The sequence below is a fragment of the Halohasta litorea genome, from assembly GCF_024494645.1.
Classification (GTDB): Archaea; Halobacteriota; Halobacteria; order Halobacteriales; family Haloferacaceae; genus Halohasta; species Halohasta litorea.
Map to the genome: position 1 here is coordinate 132354 of NZ_JANHDJ010000002.1, position 22439 is coordinate 154792.

Consider the following 22439-nt stretch of genomic DNA (forward strand, 5'->3'; position numbering starts at 1 on the left):
CCACCGGCTACCGCAGCAGCGACCGGGCAGCCTTTTTAAGCCGACGCCCGGTCTGTCGCGCGATGCTGGCTCCTTCGACGACCCACCCCATCGGGAGTCGATCCGGCGGGGCCAGTGGGCCGACCCGCGAGGTCGCCACCGTTCGAGCCTCCAGATAGCGTTTGATCCCCTCGATCCCGTGGCGGCGGCCCAGCCCCGAGTCGCCGAACCCGCCCATCGGGGCGTCGACGGCTCCCCATCCCACCGCGAAGCCGTCGTTGACGCAGACGGTGCCGCAGTCGATCCGGTGGGCAACCCGCTGGCCACGCGCCCGGTCACCGGTCCAGACGCTCGCGTTGAGCCCGAAGGGGGAGTCGTTGGCGGCGTCGACCGCGGCATCGGTGCTCTCGACGGGCGTCACCGAGACGACGGGCCCGAAGGTCTCCTCGCAGGCGACCGTCGAATCGGGGTCGACGCCGGTGAGAATCGTCGGCTCGTAGCAGTAGGGCCCGACGTCGGGGCGATGTTGGCCGCCGGTGTGGACGGTCGCCCCCGCCTCGCGGGCCTCGTCGACCCGGCTCCGGACGCGATCCAGTTGGGCGGCGTCGATCAGCGAGCCGATCTCGGCGTCGTAATCGTAGTCGGTTCCGAGCGTCAGTTGGCGCGTCTCACGGACGAACGCTTCCAGGAACGGTTCGTAAACCGATTCGTCGACGTAGATCCGCTCGGCAGAGAGACAGAGCTGGCCCGCGTTCGAAAAACAGGCGGTGACCGCCCCGCGGGCAGCTTCGCTCACATCGGCGTCGTCCAGGACGACAAGCGGGTTTTTGCCCCCGAGTTCCAGCGAGCAGTCGATCAGGTTTCGCCCGGCGCGTTCGGCGACCGCCCGCCCGGTTTCGGTGCCGCCGGTGAAGGCGACGTAGTCGACCCGATCGATCAGCGCCGGGCCGACCACCTCGCCGTCGCCGGTGACGACCCGCAGTGTGTCGTCGGGAAGCCCCGCACGCTCCAGTAACTCGGCCAGAAAGAGGGTGGCGTACGGCGTCTTCTCGTCGGGTTTGAGCACGACCGCGTTGCCCGCGACCAGCGCCGGAATCACGTCCGCCATCGAGAGGGTGACGGGGTAGTTCCACGGCGAGATGACGCCGACGACGCCGACCGGTTCGTAGCTCACCGTCGCGGTGGTGAGCAACGGAATTCCGCCGCCGCGTGGCTCGTCGGCGACCGCTTCGGGGCCACGATCGACAGCGTGTTCGCAGGCCGACGGCACCGAAAACAATTCTTCGACGGCGGTCTGTCGGGATTTCCCGGTTTCGAGTTGGACGAGGTCCAGGAGTTTCGTTCGGTTCTCGACGACCAGGTCGCTGAAGCGGTCGATGACCGCGGCCCGCCGGTCGATCGGCGTTGCGGCCCACTCCGTTTGGGCCTCCCGGGCGGCCCCGACCGCGGCGTCGACGTCCGATTTCTCGCAGGCCGGAACGGTGCCGATCCGGTCAGTCGTCGCCGGGGCCTCGACGGCGATGGTCTCGCTGGCGGTCGATCGAACGCGACCGGCGAGTCGGTCGAGTCGGTCTCCGGTGAGCGATGTCTCCGCAAACGGCGCTGACGAACGGCCGGATGACATTACGCAGTCGTCGGCGGTGTCGATGTAAATAGCTGTGGCAGCGTCTCGCCCTGATCACGGCCCATAGCTGAGATAGTATATCACGCCGATTCCGAGCAGGAAGATCAGCAGTGCGAACCCGCCGAGGGCGAACATGAGGGTGAGCCCGCCACCGCTGCCCGAGTTGTCGGAACTCATTGGGGCCGATAGGGATGGCAGCCACTTAGCTGGTGTGCCGCAGGCCGTTCTCAGTGGACGGTCCGGTCGTCGCTCAGGTCGATCTCCTCGCGGGGTTCGTAGTTCCCGAAGGTCGGCTCGGGCCCCTCGCCCGGTGCGGCCCAGCGAACCCCGTTGACGAGCACCTGCTGGATGTCTTCGTTGTGGTAGACGGGATACGTCTCGTGGCCCGGCCGGAAATAAAAGACCCGACCGTTGCCGCGGCGGTAACAGCAGCCCGACCGAAAGACCTCGCCGCCCTCGAACCACGAATTAAAGACGAGCGTGTCGGGCGCGGGGATATCGAACCGCTCGCCGTACATCTCGGCGTCGTCGATCTCGATGTACTCCTCGATCCCGTCGGCGATCGGGTGGCTCGGCTCGACGACCCAGAGCCGCTCGGTCTCGGCGGCCTCTCGCCATTTAAGTGAGCAGGAGGTCCCCATCAGCCGCTTAAATATCTTCGAGTAGTGGCCCGAATGCAGGACGAGCAGGCCCATTCCCTCCAGGACACGCTCGTGGACGCGGTCGACGATCTCCTCGCGGACCTCCTCGTGGGCCGCGTGGCCCCACCACGTTAGTACGTCGGTCGATTCGAGCACGTCCTCGGTGAGCCCGTGGTCGGGCTCATCGAGGGTTGCGGTTCGGGTGTCGAACCCGGCCGATTCGAGGGCGTCGGCGATGACGGTGTGGATGCCGTCGGGGTAGATTTCGGCGACGACATCGCTGTCGCGTTCGTGGCGGTACTCGTTCCAGACGGTGACGCTGGTCATACGCCGTCGACGCTCGCCCGCCTCAAGAGTGGTTGTGTCGAGGTAGCTGTCCGATTGTCATCGATCACCGGTTCCGCCGGACAGTCACCCCAGCGACGGAACACAGCTAAATCCGCGGTGGCCCTAGGTGGACGTGTTCGACCGTCTCGATCGGTCGACCGGACCTATGCCACGCTCATTCGTCGAAGTGAACGTCCTGCTCCCGATCGCCGACGAGGAGGACGCCGAAAACACCTGCGAGGCCGTCGTTCCGTATCTGGCGGGCAAGGACTGCCGCGTGTTCGTCATCCACGTCGTCAAGCAGAAACGGCGGAACGCCGACACCGAGGCGGTCGAAGCCCGCGCCGAGACCGTCTTCGAGCGGACAACTGCCTGTTTCGACGCGGTCGGGATTCCGACGACCGGCGAGATCTGGTACGGCACCGATATCAGTGAGACGATCCTGGATGCCGCGGCCGAACACGCCGCCGACTCGATCGTGTTGACGCCACGCAAAAAGTCGGTGTGGCGACGGCTGCTCTCGGAGAACGTCATCGGCCAGCTCGCGAGAAAAGTCGATCAACCGCTGATCGTGCTCCCGACCGAAGCCGCCGACTAACGCATTGTCCATCGGGACCGAGCCGTCGTAGTCACTGCCTACTCGCCATCGAGTCCCGCCTTGGCGAACGTCGACATCCCGTTGTGGGCCGCACATGCCGCCCGGTAGACGCCGACGGCGATTGCCGCGCCGGTTCCCTCGCCGAGTCGCATTCCGTACTCGAAACACGGCTCCAGATCCAGCGCGTTCAACTGCGCCTCGTGGCCGGGTTCGACCGACTCGTGTGATCCCAGCAGGTAGTCGGTCACTCGCGGCTCGATTTCGGCCGCGAGGAGCGCTGCGGCTCCGGCGATGAAACCGTCGACGACGACTGGCGTCCGTCGACTGGCGGCTTCGAGGGTGAGGCCGACTAGTCCGGCGATCTCGAAGCCGCCGACCGACCGGAGGACCGCAACCGGATCGGTCCGATCGGGGTCGATCGTCTCGATGGCCCGCTCGATCACCGCGACCTTCCTCGCTTTGGTTTCCTCATCGATGCCGGTTCCGTGGCCCGTGACCGCACTGACTGGGGTGTCGGTCAGCAGCGCGGTAATCGCCGCGCTGGATGTCGTGTTGCCGATTCCCATCTCACCGAGGCCGATCAGACTTGCCTCGGAAGCGTGTTCCTCGACAACTGACCGACCGGCCGCGATCGCGGTCAGTGCCTGCTCGCGGCGCATCGCTGGCTCCGCGGCGATGTTGGCCGTCCCGTCGGCGATGGAGTGGTCGACGACGCTTTCGGGAACCTCGCCCGCAACGCCCATGTCGACGATGACGTTTTCGATCCCCTCCGCATCGCAGAGCGCGCTGACCGCCGCGCCGCCGTCACAGAAGTTGGCGACCATCGCCGCGGTGATCGATTGGGGGTAAGCGCTGACGCCCTCGGCGACGACCCCGTGGTCGGCGGCCATCGTCACGACGACCGCGGGGTCGACCGTCGGCTCGGTCGTCGATTGCATGGCCGCGATCTCGGCGGCCATCGTCTCCAACCGCCCGAGACTTCCCGGTGGTTTGGTGAGTTCGGCCTGTCTGTCGCGTGCCGTCTGGCGGGCCTCGTCGTCCAGGAGCGGAATCGATACGTCGAGCGGGTCGGCCGTCGTGGAATCGCCGCTCATTCACCGAAATCCGGCAGGTCGTCGGGGGCCTCGTACTCCGTCTCCCAGTCGATGTAGGAGTCGAGCAGCACGTCACAGACCTCCTGGCCGAGTTCGGTCAAACTCGCGTTGATCGACGAGACCGTCGACCAACTGTCGAGCTCCGGGTGGAGATCCCGCTCTTTCCAGTCTTCGGGCAGTCCCGGCGCGTGGTAGCCGACGCGCTCGGCGAAGGAATCCCAGAAGAAATCGAACCGCGAGAGGAGGTCGAGGTCGAGGACGATCCGGTAGGCGTCCTCGTCGAGGTTGGTGTCGGCGGCCCACGCAGTGAAGGCCTCGTCCCACGCGCCCTCCTGGAGGAAGTCCTCGATTTCGGCTCGCTTGTAGTCGGTGTCGCCGACCACCTCGGCGTCGTCGTACTCGTTGGGGTCGACCGCCTCCAGTGTGGGCGGCTCGGGGGTGTCGACATCTAAGCTCATACCCTCACTCGCCGTGCTGGCAGAATAATCGTGTCGGCTTGCGCAACCGAGCGACGAGCGACGAGCGACGCGCCGACGCTGACATGCTACTGGTCCGCAGTTGTCCCATCGCCTCGTGGCTCGCCGAGGAGCCCATACCGGGTGCGGTACAGCAACTGACCGAGACACCTACCGAGATCGTAATTAAACCTCGATCCGGGTGATTGACCGACGATGCGCCGCTGGACTGCAATCTGTGCGACAGCTACGACTAGCTGTGTTCGTCGTGACTGTCGAATACCCCACAGATCGTAATCGTAGACGATCTCATAGAGCACTGATTTGACGAACCCAATACTGAGATGTGTCGGCGACAGCGAGGCGGTCAACCCGCTTTGGGAGGCCCCTGCCCACAGCGCCGTTGTCGGGCTGTCCTCCGGTGTCAGATCCTCGCGGTCGACATCCACGTACTGTTTCGCTTTGTATCGAAAAAAGCCATAAAACAGCAGTTGGACCGCACTCATCAGCCACCGGTATCGCGCCTTCGTTCGCCAGGAGGCCATATGGTCTGTATGGGAAACCACAACTAAACCAGTTTCCCGAACACGAACCTCACCCGGTAGTAGATCTACACGCGGAAGCCGGTCAGCACGTCCGCGCCGTCGGTGCCGCCGACATCCGGCAGCGTCGCCCGCTCGGGGTGGGGCATCAACACGGCGACCGAGTCGTCGTCGCCGAGGATACCTGCGACGTTGCCGGTCGACCCGTTGGGGTTGGCCTCGTCAGTGAGGTTTCCGTCGGCATCGCAGTACCGGAAGAGGATCTGGTCGTTGGCTTCGAGCTCGTCGTAGCGCTCGTCAGTGATCTCGAAGCGACCCTCGCCGTGGGCGATGGGGACTTCGATCACGTCGCCCTCGTCGAACTCCTCGGTCCACGGCGTATCGGCGTTTTCGACCCGGAGGTGGACGTGTTCGCACTGGAAGCGCGCGCTCTTGTTAGTCGTGAACGCCCCAGCGGTGAGCCCCGACTCCGAGCCGACCTGTGCGCCGTTGCAGACGCCGAGGACGGGCACGCCGTCGTCGGCAGCTTCCCGGACTTCGGCCATGATCGGCGAGCGGGCGGCCATCGCGCCAGCGCGGAGATAGTCGCCGTAGGAGAAGCCACCGGGGAGCATGATGCCCGTGGTATCCTCCGGCAAGCCGTCCTCGTGCCAGACACGCTCGGCGTCGATACCGAGATAGTTCAGCGCCCGTACCGCATCCCGGTCGCAGTTCGAGCCGCCGAACTGGATGACGGCGACCGTCATTGGGCCGCAGCGGCCTCCACGACCGAGACCTCGTAGTCGTGAATCGTGGGATTGGCCAGTAGGCGTTCGGCCATCTCGTCGGCGCGGGCTTCGGCCTCGTCGGCCCCGTCGGCCTCGAGGTCGATCTCGTAGCGGTCGGCCGACCGGAGCGCAGAGAGCTCGAAGCCCAGTCGGTCGAGAGCCTGTTTCGTCGTCTCGGCTTCCGGATCGAGCACGCCGTGTTTCAACCGAACGGTGACGGTCGCGGTGTAGGCAGTCATAGCTGAGGCTGGGCGAGCGTGGTCAAAAGCTCTTTTGGAACCCGAGCGTTCGGGCACGTTCGTGGATATCTCCCATAGCTAGCTGACACTCTCCGGATGGACACGTTTTTGGCTTCGGGTAGCTATCGGCCGGTAATGACCGCACTCGACAGCGGCGTGGAGGTGTCGCCATGACGACCGAACTCACCGAGATCACGGTTATCGGCGGCGACAAGACCGGACTGATCGCGAGAGTCACCACCCTGCTTTTCGAGCGCGGAATCAACATCGAGGACCTCGATCAGGCGGTTCGAGATGGGTTGTTCCGGATGTCGATGCGCGTCGACACGGGTGAGATGGAGACTGACCCCGACGAGCTCCGTGAGGCACTGTCCGACCTCGGCCGCGAACTCGGCGTCGAGATTCAGGTCCGGTTCCCCAGTGACCGCGAAACCCGCCGGATCGCCGTCTGTGTCACCAAGGAGTCCCACTGTCTCGAATCGCTCCTGGATGCTTCGGATGCCGGTGAACTCGACGTGGAGATCGCGGCGGTTATCAGCAACCGCGGCACCCTCCGCGAACTCGCCGAGGCCCACGACGTGCCGTTCTACGACGTGGGCGACGGCAAGGGCTCGCCCGACGAGGACCGGATGCTCGACATCCTGGCCGAACACGACGTCGACCTCATCGTCCTCGCGCGGTACATGCGCATCCTCGGCCCGAAGATCGTCTTCCGCTACGAGGACCGCATTATCAACATCCACCCCTCCCTCCTGCCTGCCTTCCCCGGCGCGGCGGCCTACCGCCAAGCGAAAGAGGAGGGCGTCCGGATCGCGGGCGTCACCGCCCACTACGTGACGACCGATCTCGATCAGGGGCCCATCATCACCCAACGCGCGTTTGATGTACCGGACGATGCACTTATCGACGAGATCAAGGCCCGCGGCCAGCCGCTGGAAGCCGAGGCCCTGCTTGAGGCGGTCGAACTCCACCTTGACGATGCGGTCTCGGTCCACCGCGGCCGGACGAGCCTTCGGGACGAGGCCGATCCCACCGACTACCAGCTCGGGCTCTCCGAGAAAGCCCAGGAGGCCAATCCGAAAGAACCAGTCGACGGCGACCTCGAAAAACGTGATGCGCCGACTGTAGCAGACGATTAACGAATCGTAGCCGACGACTAACGCGGGTTCTTTTTAAATATCAGTCAGTCGGTCGACCGCCTCATCGACCGACGGTACGTCGAACCACTCGGTTTCGGTGTAGGAGTTCGCTCCCGCAGCGTACATCTCCGAGACGGCCGTGACTACCTCGTCCGGCAGGCCGATGGGGTCGACCGCACACAACTGTCGCCAGTCGGCGATGTCGGCGTCGGCTACGTCGGCTTTGGCCGCCGAAACGGCCTCGACCCAGTCGGGCTGTTCGCGTTTGTAGTACTGTCGGATGACTTCCTTAGAGAGCTGGTGGCCGCCGTAGGAAAACCGGTTCTCGTCGAACGTACCGACGACATCCGCGACGGCGACAGTTCCATTATAAAACAGGCATTCGATCTTACCGTCTTCGTGGCTGAAGCCGACAGACTCGGCGTGGTCGGTGATGATCTCGTTGACCCGCAGGGCGACCGATTCGAGTTCGGCAATCGAGGCCGTTCCGGCGATCCGGTCGGCCTCTTCCCGGGAGAGATACCGGTCCTGTTCCTCGTATTTCGTCGAGAACTCGACGACCGGCTCGGGGAGGTCGACCGGTTCGTCGGGCCACGCATCCAGATCGAGTCCGTAATCGTGCGGTTCGCCACGCTTGCGGAGGCTGGAGCCGACCGGGACGGTGTTGCGGAAGACGACCTCAAGCGGAATGAGGAAGTTCTCGGCGGCGGCTTCGTGGTAGCTCTCGTAGTCGTAGCCCGCCTCACTGTCGTATGGGAGATCCGGCACCTGCGTGAGTTCGATCGCCATCTCGGTCGGTGGCTCCGAACAGTCCGCAAGATCGACTACATCCCCATCGTCGACAACGCCGCGGTAGTGTGTCGGAACACCTTGTTCTTTCAACAGTTCAAAATTGAACGCGCCCATCGTACAGAGGCTCGCGCCTTTGTGTGGGATGGCGTCGGGCATCTGCCCCCAGTCGAAGACGGAGTAGGCGTCGGTGAAGACGAACCGCCCCGCACCGAGTTCGGTGTCGGTCGGCTCGCTGTCGACGCGGAACTCCTTGACGCTCGTCATGCTCGTATCGCCGACTGCCGCCCGTATGAATCTTTCAGTTCCGCGTCTCCGGTGACCGACCTCTTTTTAATTGGGACCGTCAACCTCCACTAATGACTCGCCGGTCGGCCGCCGATCTCTCGCCAGCGGACTTCGAGTTCGAGCATACCCCCGAGACCGATCAGTCCTTCGAGAACGCTCTCGCCAAGGCCCGCGGTAGTGACCGCCTCACGGTCGACGATGCGGTCGAACTCCTGACGACCGGCACCGACCGCGAGGGGATCGACCCCCGCCGGAAGGAGCTTGTCCTGGAGCTCGCCGACCGCCGCCGCGCGGAGATGGTCGGCGAGGATGTCACGTTCGTCGCCAACCTCAACAACAACGTCACTACCGCCTGTAACGTGGGCTGTCTGTTCTGCAATTTTAAGAATACGGCCCATAACTTCGAGGCCGACTCCGAGATCGACCACGCTGGCTTCACCAAGACGCCCACCGAATCCCGCGAGATCGTCGACGAGGCCCTCGATATGGGGATCTCCGAAGTCTGTTCGGTGTCGGGACTCCACCCGGCGTTCGCCCTTGACGACGAACACCACGAGATCCTCGCGGGCTACGATGACCCCGAACGCGAGGTCAACTACAAACCGCCCGCCCACTATACGACCGACCCCGGAACCTATACCGACCAAATCGATGCGATGTCCGTCGACGGAATCCACGTCCACTCGATGACTCCCGAGGAGGCCTACCATGCCCGACGTGGGACAGAGTGGTCCTACCAGCAAGTGTACGGCCGACTCCGCGAGGCGGGGCTCGATACCGCGCCCGGTACCGCCGCCGAAATCCTCGTCGACGAGGTCCGTGAGGTGATCTGTCCTGGCAAGATCACGACCGACGACTGGCTTGAGGCGATGGCTGGCGCGATGGCCGCCGGACTCGGAACGACGGCGACGATCATGTACGGCCACGTCGAAAACGAGATGCATCGGGCGATGCATCTCAAGCGGGTTCGAGACCTCCAGGACCGAACCGGTGGTATCACCGAGTTCGTGCCGCTGTCGTTCGTTCACGAAAACACGCCGCTGTACAAACACGGCGTGGTCGACGGCGGCGCGAGCGACGCCGAGGACGAGCTGATGATCGCCGTCTCGCGGCTCTTTTTCGACAACATCGACAACATCCAGAGTTCGTGGGTCAAATACGGCAACGCGAAGGGGCTCAAACTGCTCAACTGCGGCGCGAACGACTTTATGGGGACGATCCTCTCCGAGGAGATCACCAAACGCGCCGGTGGGAGCTACGGCGAGTTCCGAAGCGTCGGCGACTACGTCGAGATGATCGACGCGATCGGCCGCCGTCCGGTCGAACGGTCGACCGACTACGAGACCAAACGACCGATCGAGATCGCCGGTGGCCCATATGGCCCAACACTCGGCCCGCGGGCCGACGGCACACCGATGCTGTCGCCCGACGAACCCGCCGAATCACCCGTTTCAGCCGACGACTAACGGCGAGTAGCAGACGCCTAATTTAAAAACAGCTACTGAGGAGTAGTGAGCGGCGACTCCCGGCCCGCAACGCGTCGGTAGCCCTGCCCGGCCGCCGACTGTTCGGTCAGTGCGCCTTCGATACGTCTCGACAGCCACCCATCGGCCTCGCCACCGGCGGATTCCGGTGGTCGGCCTGCCGGGTCGACCTCCTCGCGCCGGATCGACTCCGGCAGATAGTGATCGTAGACGGGGAGTCGCTCGTAGAGATCCAGCCCCGAATCGGCGGCGATCTCGCGGAGTTCGTCGAGGGCGGGCCACGCGTAGTCCGGATTTATATAGTCGTCCGTGACCGGCGAGACGCCGCCGAGATCATCGACGCCACAACCGATCAGTTCTCGGGTGGGCGAGAGGTTCGGCGGCACCTGGACCGACACCGACTGGGGGAGCGCCACCCGGGCCATCGCCACGACCCGTCGCATCGTCTCGACCGACGGCTGGTCGAACGACGACCGCTCGTTGGGGACGACGTTCTGGACGATGACCTCCTGGATGTGGCCGTATCGCTCGTGAAACTCGGCGATCGCCAGCAGGCTCTCGGCGCGGTCCCGCCAGGACTCGCCGATGCCGACCAGCAGGCCGGTGGTGAACGGAACCCCCTCACGGCCCGCCGCCCGGATCGTGTTGAGTCGCTGGCCGGGGGTTTTGCGGCGGGTCCCCGCGTGGGCGTCGACGTCGGCGGTCGTCTCCAGCATGACGCCCATCGAGCTGTTGACCTCCCGAAGCTGCCGAAACTCCGATTGGGTGAGATCGCCGGGATTCGAGTGGGGGAGCAGTCCCTCCTCGATGGCCATCTCACAGGCGGCGTACAGATAATCGACGATCGAGTCGTACCCCCACGAATCCAGCTGGTCGTGGATCGCCGTATAGCGGTCGTCGGGCTTGTCGCCGAACGTAAACAGCGCCTCCGTACAGCCAGCGTCCGCGCCGGTTTGGAGGACGCTCCGAATCGCCTCGGGCTCCATGAGCGTCGCCTCGCCAGGGACATCGTAGTAGGTACAGTAGCCACAGGTGTATCGGCAGGCGGTCGTCAGCGGCAAAAAGACGTTCCGCGAGAAGGTGAGTTCGTCGGGAGCGGCGACATCACGGGGTGTCACCGACAGCAGCACGTCGACGGCGGCCTCGTCGACCGAAACGTCGATATCGTACTCGTCGGCCGCGGGAAACATAGCCACCTCTCGGTGTCGGACGTTCAAAAACGGCTCGGCTCCCGGTAGTTCGATCGGGTTAGTCGGCGGCTAACTGCGCCCTACCCGTCGCGCTGGATCCCCACCCGACCACCTGTGGTATCGAGTTCGAACCCGGCGTCGGCGAGCCAGTCGTGGGCCGCACCCGTGCCATGAATCAGCACCTCCGCGAGGTCCTCGGGCTCGTCGATATCGGTCGCCAGCCGTCGGGAGTCGACGGTCCCGACGGTCGCGCCGAGATCGGCGGCCGCCCGCCGGTGGTCGAGATACGAGGCCCCGTGGTAGTCGACCCGAAAGCGAGGTTCGCGAACGGCCAATGCGTTGGTTCCGCCCCCGAGTCCAGGAGCCATCGAGATGGCGGCCTCGCTGGCGAGGAGCTCCTGGATGTCGGCGGGCTCTACGAGCGGGAGATCGGCCATTACGATAAGCGTCGGTGTCTCTTCCGCGAGACGAGCGTTGACCGCCGTTGTCAGCGCTCGGTCGTCGACCGTGACTGCAGCCCGGTCGGTCACGCGGTCGTCGGTAATCGGGGCTGTCGAAAGAACAGTTGCCGCAATGCCTGCGGTATCGAGCGCGTCGAGTACGTCACAGAGCATCGCGGTCGCAAACGACCGCCGTTCGCCCGGTGTGAGAACCGGCGCAAGGCGGCTCTTGGGAGCCTCGACTGCGAAGGGAACGAAACAGCGCATAGTCATTCGAGGGGATGGGCGACCAAGAGTGGTCGCTACAGACCGGTTAGAACAGCGATTCGAGCTCGTCGCTGTCCTCGTTGACGAGCCCTTCGAGGTTCTCTTCGCTCTCGTTGCGGATCTCGTCGATGTTCTCCTGGGCCTCGATGGCTACCTGTTGGAGCTCCTTGATCCGCGGGACGTTCGTTACGCCCGACAGGAGGACGACACTGGAGACGCGACCCGAGCCGTCGGTCGGATAGTCGCCGCCGCGGACCTCCATGCTGCCGGTCTGCTCTTCGAGCCACTTCCGACCGCGCTCGATGCCTTTCCGGTTGAGATACTTCGAGGGACCAGCCATCACTAGCAGCGCGCGTTCGGTGCCGTCGGTCTCACACGGAAGGGTAAGTCGACCGAGTGTAGCCTTTCGAACCAGGCTCGTGATGCGGTTGGTCGTGTGGGCAGTGTCGGCGGTGTCCTCGTCCTCTCCGCCACGGAACCGCGAAAGCAGGCCGCCTGAAGACGTCTCTTCGACCTCCTCCTCGGCGAAGCCAACCGTCGAGACGCCGCCACCGGAGAGCGTGTTGATGATCTCCGAGGAGTCGACGACCGATTCGGCGACCTCCTGGCCCTCTCTGACCTCACCGGCACCGAACAGGATGCCGAACCGGCGGACGATCTCGCTGTTGATCTCGTCGTAGCCGCTCTGGACGGATTCGCCCGTTTTGCGCCACGAGTCGTTGTCGAAGACGAGCAGGTTGTCGACCTCGCGGACGAACGTCTGGAAGGATCGCGCCGCGTTGAGCGTGTAGATCCCACCCTCGTCGCTGCCCGGCAGTACACCCAGCCCGTAGACGGGCTCGGTGTAGATCCGTTTGAGGTGTTTGGCGATCACGGGTGCGCCACCGGAGCCGGTGCCGCCGCCGAGTCCGGCGACCACGAGGAAGGCGTCGACTTCGTGGACCGGGATGGAGTCGATCGACCCCTGAATCTCGTCGATATCCTCCTCGGCGATCTCCGCGCCGAGTTCGTTGTCCGCACCGACACCATGACCCTTGACCCGTGATTGGCCAATGAGTACGCGATTTTCTTCCGGGATGTGTTCTAATCCCATGAGATCGGCCTTCGCGGAGTTGACCGCGACAGCCGCTCGAACGATGTTCGATCCGGTTTCGGCATCGTATTCGAGGAACTTATCAACGATCTTGCCTCCGGCCTGGCCGAAGCCGATCATTGCGAGTTTCATCTATTGTCTCCCCTTGCCATTGGCACAAGTACAGTCGGAAAGCGAATATAAAGCTTGTGATCAGGTAAGTTTTCATGAGTAATTGAAATCAACGAATCACGCGGATAGAAGACTGAATAAACAGGATTCTCGTTAAGAATGTATTTCGGCACTACCGGTAGTAGGATGTCATTAAATTTGGCATAACCGGGTATAAGACACAGTATAACTAACAGGTGTCTGCTACCCGGCTGACGAACGCCCGACGCGCTCCGCTCGCGCGCGATCATTAAGTGAATCCTCGGATCTAGATACCGGACAGAATCACGTGCGCCCCTAATCGGGTTACCGCCAGTTGCGTCTATTCGACACCGAGATACGAGCCGAGCGACGTGAGGTCGGCTTCAGTGCGGCCGAAGGCCTCAACCGCGTTGTCGTCGGTCGTGTTGTCGAACTTCAGCGAGCGGTACTGGTCGGCTCCCATCGGAAAGCCGGGGATCGATCCGGCAACCGAGAGACCGACCCCGGCGAGTCCCATCGGCACCGGAACCACGGTCACCGAGCGGCCATCGGCTCCGTGGGCCAGTTTGGCGACTTTCGCGAGCGTCAACTGTTCGGGGCCGCCGAGTTCGTACGTTTCGCCGACATGCTCGTCGTCCTCGACGGCAGCCGCAAGCATGGGAACGAGATCGCCCACCCAGATCGGCTGGAATTTGGTCTTGCCGCCGCCGGGCAGCGGGGCCACGAACGGCGGGGCGAGCTTCTTGGTAAAGGAGACGAACTCTCCCCCTTCGCCGAAGACGACAGACGGCCGATGGATCACCCAATCGAGGTCGGACTCCCGAACGTGGGTTTCGGCCCCTCCCTTCGCTCGAATGTAGGCCGTCGGTCCGTCGGGATCGGCACCGAGGGCGCTCATCTGGACGAACCGGTCGACGCCGCTCTCCTCGGCGGCGGCAACGAGGTTCTCGGTGCCGTGGCGGTGGACCTCGTCGTGCATCTCGTTGCCACCTTTCGGTTTGAACAGCGGCGAGAGCGCGACGAGGTTGACGACAACGTCCTGGCCCTCAAGGGCCGACTCGATCGAATCGTAGGCGGTGATGTCACCGCTCACCGTGTCGACGCCGTCCGGAAGGGCTGCGGCGTCGGGATTCCGTGCCAGCACCGTTAGGTCGTGGCCGCGGTCGAGGAGTTCGTCGACGAGGTTCGTGCCGATGAATCCGTTCCCGCCGGCTACTAACACTTGCATACCAGTAACATCTCACCGGATCGACCTAAAGGTAGCGCGCCCCGAGAGCGAACCGTTGATAATCGACCGCTCGGAGAAGGGTGTATGCTCGTGACCCTAGAGGGCCTCGACGGGAGCGGCAAAACCACCGTCTGGAACGCGTTAGGCGACGCCTACCCCGAGGCGGTCCGAACGCGCGAGCCGACCGAGTCGTGGTACGGCGAGGCGGTCTACCGATCGATCGACGAAGAGACGGCCGACCCGCTCGCGGAGCTGTTTTTATACACTGCTGATCATGCCGACCACCTCTCTCGCGTCATTCGGCCCGCCCTTAGCGAGGGAAAACTCGTCATCTCGGATCGCTACAGCGACTCGCGGTACGCCTATCAGGGGGCCACGCTGGCGGGCGAGGTCGACGACCCTGTGGCCTACGTCCAGTCGATCCATGAACCGTTCACACGGATGCCCGACCTAACCTTCTATCTGGATCTCGATCCCGAAACCGCCGCCGAGCGGAGCGGCAAGACGAACAAGTTCGAACAGGCAACCTATCTGGAACGCGTCAGCGAGAACTACGAGCGGCTGATCGCTGCCGAGCCCGACCGGTTCGTCCGCGTCGACGCCACCCAGTCGCCCGAGACGGTCGCCGAGCAGGTTCGAACCCGTCTTGCGACGGTGTTGGACTAACCCCTACTGTGTCTCCGGGAGTTCGACTTCGTCGGGCTGGGCGACATACAGCAGGTCGAGGGTCAGCCCCACTGCGAGCGGGAGGCCGATCATCACGCCGAAGACGACCGTCGGCGAGCCGAGATTCGGTCCGATCCCCAGCACGCCGGTGAAGACGAGCGTCGACACGAAGAGGACGACCGGGATCAATGTTAGCGCATAGATTACCCAGCCGAACTCCGTATCGAGCCGAAGGCGGAAAAACCGCGTCAGCACGGCCGCGAGAAGCGTGTGGCCGACCAGTATGCCACCGAACAGCGCGAACCCGATAATCGAGAGCATACCGATCGTACGTGGTGCTGACTCTTTGGAGTACCGACTCCGAGGCCGTCAATCCTCTAACGACATATACGTTTTCGTCTCCAGGACCCCGTCGAGAGACTGTATCTCGCTGGCGGTCGTTCGGAGGATCTCGTAGACCTCGTCGGTCGAGAGCTCGACGATAAGATCGTACTCTCCGGCGACGATGTGGGCTTCCGACACCGGCGAGAGATCCCGAACCATCCCGAGCAGCGACTCCGAGGCAGCGACTCCCGTTTTCACCATGACGAACGCGTGGACCATGTGTTATACTCACACACCAAGGGCAAAAACGTTCCCACAGGGGAGGCGGGGATACAGTTATCTGCTCAGAACGTGTTACGTTCTCCCATGCGCTTTATTATCATTGGAGCTGGCCGCGTGGGGTTGCGCACCGCCCGTGTCCTCCGCCAGGAGGGCCACGAGGTGACGCTCGTCGAGCGCGATGCCGAGAAGGCAGACCGCGCACGCGGGCTGACCTTCGAGGTCGTCGACGGCGACGGCTCCAGGGAGTCAGTGTTACAGGACGCTGGCGTCGCCGATGCCGACGCCGTTGGCGCGCTGACGGGCGATCTCAACGCCAACTTCGCGGCGTGTCTGATCGCCAAACACCACGGCTGTCGGACCGTCATGCGGATCGACGAGGACTACCGAGAGGAGATCTACCAGCAGTACGCCGATGAGGTCGACGAGATCGTCTACCCCGAGCGACTCGGCGCGATCGGGGCGAAAAACGCGCTATTGGGTGGCTCGATCCAAGCAATCGCTGATGTCGCCCAGAGCCTCCAGATCGTCCTGATCACGATCACCGACGGCTCGCCGATGAAGGGGTACACGCTGAGTGAGGTCGCCCTGCCCTCCGACTCCCGCATCCTCGCGTTCGGCAAGGCCAACGACCCGCTGGGGATTCCGCTGCCGGACGATTCGCTCGAAGCTGGGGATCGGGTTGCAGTGCTGGCAGAGTTCTCCGAACTCACCGAGGTCAGACAGCTGCTGGTCGGCGACGAAAGCGCGGCCGCTGCGGTCGCCGGAGGTGAGTGACCATGGGCGTGACTGCCTACATTCTGGTCAAATCCAACACCAGTGAGGCCGACCGCGTCAAAGACGAAATCGAGGCTCTCGACGGCGTCACGGATGCCAACATCGTCGCCGGTGACGTCGATTTCATTGCGAAAGTGGCCGTCGAGACGCCGGGGGCGGTCAAAGACATCGTTGCCAGCGGTATCCAGACGATCAGCGGCGTCGAAACCACCCAAACCTACATCGCGATGGAATAGCCCTCAGTCAGTTGCCGCCAGCGTTCTCCCGCGCACGATCGATGATGCTTGCCACCGGTTCTGTGTACTCGTAGCCGGGGATGATTCCCTGCACGAAGGTCCCCTCGACGTAGTCGATGATCGCTCCGGCATCGTCGACGCCACGCTGCTCATTGATGTCCTCGAAGCTCGCCTCGACGGTGATCGTCTCGCCCTGTCGTGTGACTGTCGGGTCGAGATCGCGCTCGGTTCGGAACACGCCACCGATGTCTTCGACCCGCAGCTCGAAGGTCTCGAACCAGCCGTCTTCGACCACTGCTGCCACCTCGTCTTCGGTGACACTGTTCAGTAGGGGGACCCTAACTTCGACTGTGAACCGAATATGGCCGTCGACCTCGTCGGCCTCGACGGTTCCGTCGAAGGTGGTCGTGACTGACTCGAAGGTCGCGTCGTCGACCTGCTCGAACGCCGTATGGTCGGCAAACGCGCGCCGAACCCGTCCTGGAAGCTCGCTCATACACTGAGACAGGACGTCGACTCGGAAAAACACCGCTCTTTGCAGCTGATTGATCACGATACCAGCTAGCTCACGACCGTCGTGACTGTGCTATTAGCTAGCTTACGGTAGTATCCTCCGCACCCGGTATTATTAAGTAAACTTGGCCTAATGATACAGGTGACGCTTCGCTTTGGAGGGCCGAAGCGTCAGCGGGGACCAATCGAAGGCAACTCGCCTACGCGAGACTTTTTCCTTTCGTGTGGGCGAGTTAGCCTTTTTCTACTAACCAAACAAGCTTCTCTGAGTCCCTCGTGTAGATTCTCATCGGAGTGTGAGCATTTACGAACTGAAGTAGCCGAAGTTTACTACGAGCTGTGTGGCTAGCATCCCGATGGTAATTGGTGGTTACTCCCCGATTTGCCCAACTCGCCTCACTATCGTTCGCACCATACTCATGCGAGGGCTGGGATTCGAACCTCACTCGTAGCGAAGCTACTCGCTGCTTCGAATCCAGCCAGTAAGATTTCAGTCCTCACTATCGTTCGGACATGAAATGCGAGGGCTGGGATTCGAACCCAGGGATCCCTTCGGAAGCGGGTCTTAAGCCCGCCGCTTTTGGCCTGGCTCAGCCACCCTCGCGCAGTTGGTCTTCGCTTATCCAACAAAAGTGGGTTTCGATGTTCCGACTACCAGTCGACGCTCAGCGAGCCGTCGCCGTGGGGGTCGGGCGCGATCTCGATATCCTTCTCGCGGTCGATGATGTGGATGATCCCGGTGCCTTTTTTCGCTGGACACAGCTCGGCTGCCCGAACGTTCTCGTCGAGCTCCGACTCGTCGAGGAAGTAGGCTCGTGGATTGGCAACGCCGGTTTCGAGATCCAGCTCCCAGTTGTTCGAGGCCTCCGCACACCGTCCCGCCCCGAAGCATTTGTTCGCCTCGAAGATGATCTTGTACGGCTTTTCCTCGATCGGCGGGGCATCGTCGGTCGTCCCGAACTCGCTGGGTTTCGGCCGCTCGTCGCTCATACATTCTCCTCGGTGCCAGCCGACCTTTCATGTGTCGGTTAGTCGCCGCCTACTGGTCGGCCAGTAGCTGTTCGTACTGCGCGCCAGTCTGTTTTAACGTCGCCGTCGAGTAGAGCCGTTCGTGGTCGACCGGAAGGTAGTCGGCGGCCAGTTCGTCGATCTTGGCGTCGACGGCCTCGGCCTCGCGGCCGTGAACCATGGTAAACAGATTGTAGGGCCAGCCCTGGTCGGGTCGCCGGGGGCGGTGATAACACAGCGTTACGTACGGCAGACTGCCGACGGTTTCGCCCCACTCGTCGAGTTTCTCGTCGGGGACGTCCCAGACGACCATACAGTTGTTTTTGAACCCGGTGACGACGTGGTTGACCACACAGCCGATGCGTTTGATACAGCCGTTTTGAAGCAAGCGATCGATCGCGCTGATGACATCCGACACGTCGGCTCCGATGCTGTCAGCCACATCCCCATACGGGGTCCGACTCAGCGGAAACCCGCCCTGAATCGCCAACAGCAGGTCGGCTTCGAGCGGACTCAGATCGCCGGTGGCCTCCTCGGAGATCCGTGTCGCGTCGACCGTCGTCGACTCCAGACTCTCGCGGGCGAACCGGTCGTCGTTGACGACCGGGAACTCCAGATCGATGTAGTAGTCGGTCATCATCGGGAGGTCCAGGACTTCACAGCCCGTCTCGGCCTCGATGTCGGCGAGGATCGAATCCCGCAGCTCCCGTGAGCCAGCGGTGACCACGAACCACATATTCCACTCGTGGTCCCGGCGGTAGTTGTGGTTGACCTGCCGGTGGCTGTTGATCGTGGCTGCAACCTCGTCGAATCGGTCGGGTGGTGCCCGAACCGCTGCCAGCGTCGAACTGCCGATCACTGGCGGATTGAGAACCGGTCCGAACCGCCGGAAAATCCCGCGGTCGGAGAGTCGCTGGACCCGGTCGAGCACATCGGCTGCCGTGAGGTCGACGCCCGTGGCTGCGGTGAGATCGGCTGCCATTGCCGCGAAGGGGTCGGCGGTGACCGGCACGCCGCTTTGGTACTCGTCGATCAGGGTCGCGTCGACGGTGTCGAGATCCGCCCGCCAGTCGGCCTCGAGACTCATTATTTCCTGTAGGGGCGGTGGGTACCTACCGCTTTCGGAGTCTTTCATTCGCTGAGAAGACAACGGGAGGCTTTTGGATCACACGCGCCAAGGAAATCTATGGCGAAGGCGACCCAAACATTCGGCGAGTGGCCCCTGAAGCGACTGATGACCGAGGTCTGTGGCTCCGGCCACAAATCCGCAGAGGACCTGACACGGGCCCAAGCAACCGAGGCCTTCGAGCGCATCATCGCGGGTGCGCCCGATCCGACCACCCTCGGGGCCTTTTGGCTCTCCAACCGCTGGAAGCGAAACACGCCCACGGAGTTGGCCGCCTACACCGACGTGATGTGTGAGCACGTCGACTACGCCGAGCCCGACTGTGACCCCGTCGACTGCGGGGCCAACTACGACGGCAAGGGCAAGAGTGCGATCCTCGGCGTCGCCGCTGGCGTCGTCGCCGCGGCGGCCGGTACCCCGGTCGTCGCCCATTCGGGGGACCGTGTACCGACCCAGAAGCAGGACGCCTACAAACACGTCCTGGACGAACTCGGCGTTCGAACCGAACTCTCCCCACAGGACTCGGCGGACATGGTCGACGACACCGGCTTCGGCTTCTACTATCAGCCCGCGTTCAACCCGGTAATCGACGAACTGTTCGACCGCCGGGATCAGATGGGCGTCCGGACGTTCGTCAACACTATCGAGACGCTGGCGAACCCCGCAAACGCCGACGTCCATCTCGGTTCCTTCTACCATCTCGCGTTCGCCAAGAAGATGGTCGACACCTTCGCCGAAAGCCACCACCACGATATGGACCGCGTGATCATGTTCCAGGGGATGGAAGGCTACGACGATATCCGGCCCGGATTTACAAAGGTGGCCGAGTGGACCCGCGAGCCACGGAGTGGCTCGGACCGACCGAGCACTGACGACGAGGAACCGCGAGCAGACGGCGAATTTACGGATTACGGCATCGAGACCGCCGAGTACGGGATGGATCTCGAGGGTGAGGATCTCAACGTCGACGATATCGCGGTCGACTCCGCGGCGATCACCGAGGAGGTCGTCGCTGGCGACCGCGACGACCAGTTCGCCGACGCCGTCGTGCTCAACGCCGCCGTCCGGATCTATGCTCGCGAGGATGTCGACTCGATCGATGCGGGACTGGAAGCCGCCCGTGAGGCGATCGCCGACGGGAGTGCGGCGGCCGTTCTCGAAGACCTACAAGCGTTCTAACCGGCGCGTCAGCGCTGATTCCGTCCCGATTTATCAGGAACGACGCTGTTCAGTACCACAGAACCTAAACCCTGTTCGATCCTATACGCCTTCGATGCAACGTGTTCGGCGTCGAACGCCGCAGGATTTCGACCGCGTCCTCTCCTCGATGTGTACGGTTCCACATCCCGACGCCCAGGAGGAGGCAGTCCGGTTTCTCTCGGCCAACCCCGGCGACCCAGCGACCTATCAGACAGTCGCCGAACTCGAAGGCGAGGCCGTCGACCTGCTCGGCAAGATCGCCGGGCTCGACAGACCCGAGGGCTACCTCGCCAGCGGCGGCACCGAGGCCAACATCCAGGCGGTCCGTGCGGCCCGGAACCTCGCCGAGACGGACGCGCCGAACATCGTCGCCCCCGAGAGCGCCCACTTCAGCCTCACCAAGGCCGCCGAGGTCCTGGACGTCGAACTCCGGACGGTCCCGGTCGACGACGGTTACCGGGCGAATCTCGATGCGGTCTCGGCGGCGGTCGACGCCGACACGGTCGCGGTGATCGGCGTCGCCGGAACGACCGAGTACGGCCGGGTCGACCCCATTCCGGCGCTCACTGAGATCGCCCACGACGCGGGCGCGAAAATGCACGTCGACGCCTCGTGGGGCGGCTTTCTGCTTCCCTTCACCGACCACGAGTGGTCCTTCGCGGACGCGCCGATCGACTCGATGGCGATCGACCCGCATAAATGCGGACAGGCCCCCGTCCCGGCGGGCGGGTTTCTGGCCCGCGATCGGGAGACGGTCGACGCGCTGGCGGTCGACACACCCTACCTCGAAACGACCTCGCAGGCCACCCTCACGGGAACCCGGAGCGGGGCGGGCGTCGCGGGGGCACTGGCGGCGATGGAGGCGCTGTGGCCAGCGGGCTACCGCGCCAGCTATCGCGACCAACAGGCCAACGCCGACTATCTCGCTGGGGAGTTTTCGGCTCGGGGGATCGACACTGTCGACCCCGTGTTGCCGCTGGTTGCGGCGTCGCTCGCGCCCTCGACGTTCGAGGCGCTTCGGGAGGCTGGCTGGCGTATCTCCCGCACAGCGACAGGCGAGCTCCGGATCGTCTGTATGCCCCACGTCACCCGCGAGGCACTGGCGTCGTTCCTCGCCGACCTCGACCGGATTCGGTCCTGACTGCCTTTTATATTCGCTCCCTACCAAGCGCCTGTATGGTTGTCCTCGTCCCTTACGACGGCTCCCAGCCAGCCCAGCAGGCAGTCGAGTACGCGATCGACAACTGCGGCGACCAACCGATCGTCCTGTTGCGCGTCATCGAGTTCGCCGACGGCTCGCTGGAGGCCGGTGTCGACCTGATAAAGGAACGACTCAAGGAGTCCCGCGAGGAGGGTGCCGCCGAGCTCTCCGAGGAACTCTTAGAAACGCTGAACGATTCGACAGTCGACTACGACGTCGAGACCGTCGTCGGCAAACCCGCCCGCGAGATCGTCGAGTTCGCCGAGGCCAACGATATTTCCCAGATCGTCATCGGGAGCCACGGCCGAACCGGAGCCTCCCGCGTCCTCCTGGGGAGCGTCGCCCAGACGGTCGTCCGTCGCGCGCCGACCCCTGTCACTGTCGTTCGGTGATCGTCCCCTGTGGCCGAGTCAGCCATCGGCCACCTCGCTTATCGACGTTCGTGTCGACAGCCACCCGTATGAACACTACTCAGGCACTCACTGAGATCGAGGCGGCCAACGACACCCACGCTGACGATCCGGAAGGGTTCGACGCCGACAAACAGAGCTACAACCGGGTGCTCACTGAGGCCGAGGAGATCGGCGGCTCGGAACTCGTCGACGCCCTCACCGAGCGGATCGTCCAAGACATCAGGGCAGCCAACGAACGACCCGGACCCACCGCCGTCAGGCAGCACGCGGTCGACCTCTGTGAGCGCAAGGAGATCGACATTCCCGAGGGCTCTGAACTGTCGGGTCAGGATGCGACCGGTAGCGACGCCGAACTCGGCAACGATCCCTTTTAATCCGAG

28 protein-coding genes and 1 tRNA gene are annotated in these 22439 nt (G+C 63.6%); 11 read left to right on the forward strand and 18 right to left on the reverse strand.

Translation table 11 applies throughout. From position 1 onward, the window contains the following. Positions 1–7: 7 nt before the first annotated feature. From NO877_RS05465 to NO877_RS05475, 3 genes are read right to left on the reverse strand one after another with little or no spacing between them, the layout of a single operon-like run. Positions 8–1603 (reverse strand): succinic semialdehyde dehydrogenase, encoded by a 1596-nt coding sequence (locus tag NO877_RS05465; protein ID WP_256395312.1) that lies wholly within the window; start codon positions 1601–1603, stop codon positions 8–10. Positions 1604–1657: 54 nt separating this feature from the next. After that, on the reverse strand, positions 1658–1780 hold the full coding sequence (locus NO877_RS05470; RefSeq protein ID WP_256395313.1) for a hypothetical protein: 123 nt from the start codon (positions 1778–1780) through the stop codon (positions 1658–1660). Between the two features lie 50 nt (positions 1781–1830). Then, complete coding sequence (locus tag NO877_RS05475) at positions 1831–2571, reverse strand: ThuA domain-containing protein (protein WP_256395314.1); 741 nt, start codon at positions 2569–2571, stop codon at positions 1831–1833. Between the two features lie 166 nt (positions 2572–2737). On the opposite strand from NO877_RS05475, the gene NO877_RS05480 reads away from it, so the two are divergent. Beyond that, the gene (locus NO877_RS05480) at positions 2738–3169 is read left to right on the forward strand and encodes a universal stress protein (protein WP_256395315.1); all 432 of its coding nucleotides are present in this window, start codon (positions 2738–2740) and stop codon (positions 3167–3169) included. Positions 3170–3207: 38 nt separating this feature from the next. Here NO877_RS05480 and cobT read toward each other — a convergent pair whose 3' ends face one another. The 5 genes from cobT to purS form a co-directional block, all read right to left on the reverse strand. After that, on the reverse strand, positions 3208–4263 hold the full coding sequence (gene cobT / locus NO877_RS05485) for a nicotinate-nucleotide--dimethylbenzimidazole phosphoribosyltransferase (protein ID WP_256395316.1): 1056 nt from the start codon (positions 4261–4263) through the stop codon (positions 3208–3210). Then, on the reverse strand, positions 4260–4721 hold the full coding sequence (locus NO877_RS05490; RefSeq protein WP_256395317.1) for a DUF7992 family protein: 462 nt from the start codon (positions 4719–4721) through the stop codon (positions 4260–4262). The genes cobT and NO877_RS05490 overlap by 4 nt, the downstream gene beginning before the upstream one ends. An 86-nt stretch (positions 4722–4807) precedes the next feature. Then, positions 4808–5263: a DUF8097 family protein gene (locus tag NO877_RS05495; protein WP_256395318.1), complete on the reverse strand. Its 456-nt coding sequence runs from the start codon at positions 5261–5263 to the stop codon at positions 4808–4810. A 65-nt stretch (positions 5264–5328) separates the two neighbouring features. Then, positions 5329–6006, reverse strand: a complete 678-nt coding sequence (purQ, locus tag NO877_RS05500; protein ID WP_256395319.1) for a phosphoribosylformylglycinamidine synthase I — start codon at positions 6004–6006, stop codon at positions 5329–5331. After that, positions 6003–6266 carry a phosphoribosylformylglycinamidine synthase subunit PurS gene (gene purS, locus NO877_RS05505; protein WP_256395320.1) on the reverse strand — a complete coding sequence of 88 codons (264 nt, stop codon included), beginning with the start codon at positions 6264–6266 and terminating at the stop codon, positions 6003–6005. Before purS ends, purQ begins: the two co-directional genes overlap by 4 nt. Positions 6267–6436: 170 nt before the next feature. On the opposite strand from purS, the gene NO877_RS05510 reads away from it, so the two are divergent. Next, positions 6437–7405: a formyltetrahydrofolate deformylase gene (locus tag NO877_RS05510; RefSeq protein WP_256395321.1), complete on the forward strand. Its 969-nt coding sequence runs from the start codon at positions 6437–6439 to the stop codon at positions 7403–7405. 33 nt (positions 7406–7438) lie between these two features. Here the strand turns inward: NO877_RS05510 and NO877_RS05515 are convergent, their stop codons facing one another. Next, on the reverse strand, positions 7439–8461 hold the full coding sequence (locus tag NO877_RS05515; protein WP_256395322.1) for a phosphoribosylaminoimidazolesuccinocarboxamide synthase: 1023 nt from the start codon (positions 8459–8461) through the stop codon (positions 7439–7441). A gap of 92 nt (positions 8462–8553) precedes the next feature. On the opposite strand from NO877_RS05515, the gene cofH reads away from it, so the two are divergent. Continuing rightward, positions 8554–9948, forward strand: a complete 1395-nt coding sequence (cofH, locus tag NO877_RS05520) for a 7,8-didemethyl-8-hydroxy-5-deazariboflavin synthase subunit CofH (RefSeq protein WP_256395323.1) — start codon at positions 8554–8556, stop codon at positions 9946–9948. 32 nt (positions 9949–9980) lie between these two features. On the opposite strand, the gene cofG is transcribed toward cofH, so the two are convergent. The 4 genes from cofG to NO877_RS05540 form a co-directional block, all read right to left on the reverse strand. Next, positions 9981–11156: a 7,8-didemethyl-8-hydroxy-5-deazariboflavin synthase subunit CofG gene (gene cofG, locus NO877_RS05525; RefSeq protein WP_256395324.1), complete on the reverse strand. Its 1176-nt coding sequence runs from the start codon at positions 11154–11156 to the stop codon at positions 9981–9983. Positions 11157–11236: 80 nt separating this feature from the next. Continuing rightward, a complete protein-coding gene (gene cofC, locus NO877_RS05530) occupies positions 11237–11863 on the reverse strand; it encodes a 2-phospho-L-lactate guanylyltransferase (RefSeq protein WP_256395851.1) in 627 nt (208 codons plus the stop codon). Between the two features lie 46 nt (positions 11864–11909). Continuing rightward, positions 11910–13088 carry a tubulin/FtsZ family protein gene (locus tag NO877_RS05535; RefSeq protein WP_256395325.1) on the reverse strand — a complete coding sequence of 393 codons (1179 nt, stop codon included), beginning with the start codon at positions 13086–13088 and terminating at the stop codon, positions 11910–11912. Between the two features lie 340 nt (positions 13089–13428). Further along, positions 13429–14316, reverse strand: coding sequence for a complex I NDUFA9 subunit family protein (locus tag NO877_RS05540; RefSeq protein ID WP_256395326.1), 888 nt, complete (start codon positions 14314–14316; stop codon positions 13429–13431). A gap of 84 nt (positions 14317–14400) precedes the next feature. Here NO877_RS05540 and tmk point away from each other — a divergent pair, with 84 nt between their 5' ends. Further along, positions 14401–14982 carry a dTMP kinase gene (tmk, locus tag NO877_RS05545; protein WP_256395327.1) on the forward strand — a complete coding sequence of 194 codons (582 nt, stop codon included), beginning with the start codon at positions 14401–14403 and terminating at the stop codon, positions 14980–14982. A 3-nt stretch (positions 14983–14985) separates the two neighbouring features. Here tmk and NO877_RS05550 read toward each other — a convergent pair whose 3' ends face one another. Next, a complete protein-coding gene (locus NO877_RS05550) occupies positions 14986–15303 on the reverse strand; it encodes a DUF7991 family protein (protein WP_256395328.1) in 318 nt (105 codons plus the stop codon). 48 nt (positions 15304–15351) lie between these two features. Then, positions 15352–15585 (reverse strand): Lrp/AsnC family transcriptional regulator, encoded by a 234-nt coding sequence (locus NO877_RS05555; RefSeq protein ID WP_256395329.1) that lies wholly within the window; start codon positions 15583–15585, stop codon positions 15352–15354. Positions 15586–15672: 87 nt separating this feature from the next. On the opposite strand from NO877_RS05555, the gene NO877_RS05560 reads away from it, so the two are divergent. Together NO877_RS05560 and NO877_RS05565 are read left to right on the forward strand one after the other, a co-directional pair. Then, positions 15673–16362: a potassium channel family protein gene (locus NO877_RS05560; RefSeq protein ID WP_256395330.1), complete on the forward strand. Its 690-nt coding sequence runs from the start codon at positions 15673–15675 to the stop codon at positions 16360–16362. A 2-nt stretch (positions 16363–16364) separates the two neighbouring features. Further along, entirely contained in the window at positions 16365–16598 is a 234-nt protein-coding gene (locus tag NO877_RS05565) for an Lrp/AsnC family transcriptional regulator (RefSeq protein WP_256395331.1), read from the forward strand. A 7-nt stretch (positions 16599–16605) separates the two neighbouring features. Here the strand turns inward: NO877_RS05565 and NO877_RS05570 are convergent, their stop codons facing one another. Both NO877_RS05570 and NO877_RS05575 read right to left on the reverse strand, forming a co-directional pair. Next, positions 16606–17094 (reverse strand): DUF5813 family protein, encoded by a 489-nt coding sequence (locus NO877_RS05570; protein ID WP_256395332.1) that lies wholly within the window; start codon positions 17092–17094, stop codon positions 16606–16608. Positions 17095–17630: 536 nt separating this feature from the next. Next, positions 17631–17715 (reverse strand) — tRNA-Leu (locus tag NO877_RS05575). Positions 17716–17753: 38 nt separating this feature from the next. On the opposite strand from NO877_RS05575, the gene NO877_RS19895 reads away from it, so the two are divergent. After that, positions 17754–18143 carry a PapG chaperone-binding domain-containing protein gene (locus tag NO877_RS19895; protein ID WP_379827194.1) on the forward strand — a complete coding sequence of 130 codons (390 nt, stop codon included), beginning with the start codon at positions 17754–17756 and terminating at the stop codon, positions 18141–18143. Positions 18144–18150: 7 nt separating this feature from the next. On the opposite strand, the gene ahbB is transcribed toward NO877_RS19895, so the two are convergent. Then, positions 18151–19206, reverse strand: coding sequence for a siroheme decarboxylase subunit beta (gene ahbB / locus NO877_RS05585; RefSeq protein ID WP_256395334.1), 1056 nt, complete (start codon positions 19204–19206; stop codon positions 18151–18153). A gap of 99 nt (positions 19207–19305) precedes the next feature. On the opposite strand from ahbB, the gene NO877_RS05590 reads away from it, so the two are divergent. The 4 genes from NO877_RS05590 (at position 19306) to NO877_RS05605 (ending at position 22433) form a co-directional block, all read left to right on the forward strand. Further along, the gene (locus tag NO877_RS05590; RefSeq protein ID WP_256395335.1) at positions 19306–20424 is read left to right on the forward strand and encodes an anthranilate phosphoribosyltransferase; all 1119 of its coding nucleotides are present in this window, start codon (positions 19306–19308) and stop codon (positions 20422–20424) included. Positions 20425–20518: 94 nt separating this feature from the next. Continuing rightward, the gene (gene mfnA / locus NO877_RS05595; protein WP_256395336.1) at positions 20519–21586 is read left to right on the forward strand and encodes a tyrosine decarboxylase MfnA; all 1068 of its coding nucleotides are present in this window, start codon (positions 20519–20521) and stop codon (positions 21584–21586) included. Positions 21587–21621: 35 nt separating this feature from the next. Next, on the forward strand, positions 21622–22038 hold the full coding sequence (locus NO877_RS05600) for a universal stress protein (protein ID WP_256395337.1): 417 nt from the start codon (positions 21622–21624) through the stop codon (positions 22036–22038). A 68-nt stretch (positions 22039–22106) separates the two neighbouring features. Then, on the forward strand, positions 22107–22433 hold the full coding sequence (locus NO877_RS05605; protein ID WP_256395338.1) for a hypothetical protein: 327 nt from the start codon (positions 22107–22109) through the stop codon (positions 22431–22433). Positions 22434–22439: the final 6 nt, after the last annotated feature.